Consider the following 2,473-nt stretch of genomic DNA (forward strand, 5'->3'; position numbering starts at 1 on the left):
CTTTCTTGGATGTATGGTTTATAGTTTCTCGTCAACTCTATTATACCATATCCGGTGAGGGGTTATTTGTTTTTTGTAGTTAAAAAATGCCGTATTTATGCGGCTTGTGGCGTTTCGCAAACGCCTAAATTTATAATAAAGTAAAGGAGTGAAGATGATGATTTTATTAGTTGCGATTAATGCGAAGTATATTCATTCGAATCTGGCGGTGTACAGTTTGAAGGCGTATGCAGATGATCCGAATGTTGAGCTTGTGGAGTATACGATTAATCAGCAGGTGGATGATGTTCTGATGGATATCTACCGGAAAAGGCCGGATGTGCTGTGTTTTTCATGTTATATATGGAATCTGGATTTTGTGGAGGAGCTGGTCAGGGAGATTGGAAAGCTCCGGCCGGGGATGCCGATCTGGCTTGGTGGCCCGGAAGTTTCGTATGATGCCAGGGAGGTACTTCGTCGTCTGCCTCAGGTGAAGGGTGTGATGAAGGGCGAAGGGGAAGTAACGTTTGCAAAGCTGTGCCGGATCTATCATTGTGTGGATGATTTTTCGGAAATGGTGGATATATCAGGAAAGAAAGGGGAAAACTTTCGGCAAAGTGAGGAAAGGATCCGGCTACAGGTGGATAACAGGCTTCTGCATGTGGATGGCATTACGTTTCGCCTTTGGAATGGGGATGTTGTGGAGAATTCCTGGCGGGAGGTGATGGACTTAAGTGAGGTTCCGTTTGTCTATGCGGATATGAAGGAATTTGAGCATAAGATTGTATATTATGAGAGCAGTCGTGGGTGTCCGTTTTCCTGTAGTTACTGTCTGTCGTCTGTAGATAAGAAGTTGAGGTTCCGTGATCTGTCTCGGGTAAAGCGGGAACTTCAGTTTTTTATTGATCATAAGGTGCCGCAGGTAAAGTTTGTGGACCGTACATTCAACTGCAGACATGATCATTCGATGGCGATCTGGCAGTATATTCTGGAGCATGATAAAGGGATTACGAATTTTCATTTTGAAGTGGCAGCGGACATCCTGAATGAGGAGGAGCTGAAGCTTATGGAGCGCATGCGGCCGGGGCTGATCCAGCTGGAGATCGGGGTGCAGTCCACGAATCCGGATACCATCCGCGCGATACGAAGAACGATGGATTTTGAAAAGGTGGCAGGCATTGTGCGGCGAATTCAGAATATGGGCAATATTCACCAGCATCTGGATCTGATTGCAGGGCTTCCGCATGAAGATATAGAAAGCTTTGCAAAGTCATTCGATGATGTCTATGCGCTTCGCCCGGAGCAGCTTCAGCTGGGTTTTCTGAAAGTGTTGAAGGGATCTTTTATGGAGGAGCATCAGGAAGAATACGGGCTGGTTCATAAGGATCGGCCGCCATATGAAGTGCTGTATACGAGATGGTTGTCTTATGAGGATGTCATACGTCTGAAGGGCATTGAAGAGATGGTGGAGGTATATTATAACAGCCGACAGTTCACGAATACGATGGAGGAACTGGTACGGGAGTATGATTCTGCATTTCAGATGTACGATGAGCTGAGTCACTTTTATGAAGAGAGAGGATATGGAAGCATTCAGCACAAGCGAAGCACAAGATATGCGATCCTGCTGGAATATATCGCACTTCATTTTCCGCAGAAGGAGGAGTACTACCGGGAAAAACTGACGTATGATTATTATCTTCGGGAAAATGCGAAGAGTCGTCCGGAATTTGCCGGAGAATATAAGGTGGAGAAGGCAAAAATCAGAAGTTTTTATGAAAACGAAGAAAACAGTCGGCGGTATCTGCCTGCATATGAAGCCTACGACAGAAATCAGATGCGCAAGATGACCCATCTGGAATATTTTGCATCGACAAAGGAATATATATTATTTGATTATATGGAGCGGAATCCGTTGAATCAGGAAGCGCGTGTCTGTATAGTGGAAAGTGTGTGATTATGAAAAAAAGAACGAAAGAAATACTGGAGATACTTGATGCACAGTATGGAACGGAGTATGTCTGTTACCTGAATTATGAGACTCCCTGGCAGCTTTTGGCTGCCACAATGCTTTCTGCCCAGTGTACAGATGCCAGGGTCAATATCGTGACAAAAGATCTGTTTCAGAAATATCCATCTGTGGATGCGATTGCTGACGCGGATCCTGGAGAACTGGAGCAGGATATCAAGCCGACCGGATTCTACCACAATAAGGCGAAGAATCTGATTGCCTGCATGAAGAAGATCCGTGACGAATTTGGCGGGGAGGTTCCGCGTTCGCTGGAGGATCTGACATCGCTTGCAGGGGTGGGAAGGAAGACTGCCAATGTGATTCGGGGAAATATCTATCATGATCCAAGTGTAGTAGTGGATACGCATGTGAAGAGAATTTCCAGAAGACTGGGGCTTACAAAGAATGAGGAGCCGGAAAAGATTGAACAGGATCTGATGAAAGAATTGCCAAAAGACCACTGGATATTGTATAATATTCAAA

General features: G+C 45.2%; 2 protein-coding genes. Both read left to right on the top strand.

Annotated features, from left to right (window positions below; all coding sequences use genetic code 11):
- The first annotated feature begins 154 nt into the window (after positions 1-154).
- The gene (locus tag JQM82_RS15170; protein ID WP_235251239.1) at positions 155-1,936 is read left to right on the top strand and encodes a B12-binding domain-containing radical SAM protein; all 1,782 of its coding nucleotides are present in this window, start codon (positions 155-157) and stop codon (positions 1,934-1,936) included.
- A 2-nt stretch (positions 1,937-1,938) separates the two neighbouring features.
- A partial coding sequence (locus tag JQM82_RS15175) for an endonuclease III domain-containing protein (RefSeq protein ID WP_235251240.1) occupies positions 1,939-2,473 on the top strand: 535 nt, incomplete at its 3' end.

The sequence above is a fragment of the Faecalicatena contorta genome (assembly GCF_021531995.1).
In the GTDB taxonomy this organism is placed as follows: domain Bacteria; phylum Bacillota; class Clostridia; order Lachnospirales; family Lachnospiraceae; genus Dorea_A; species Dorea_A contorta_A.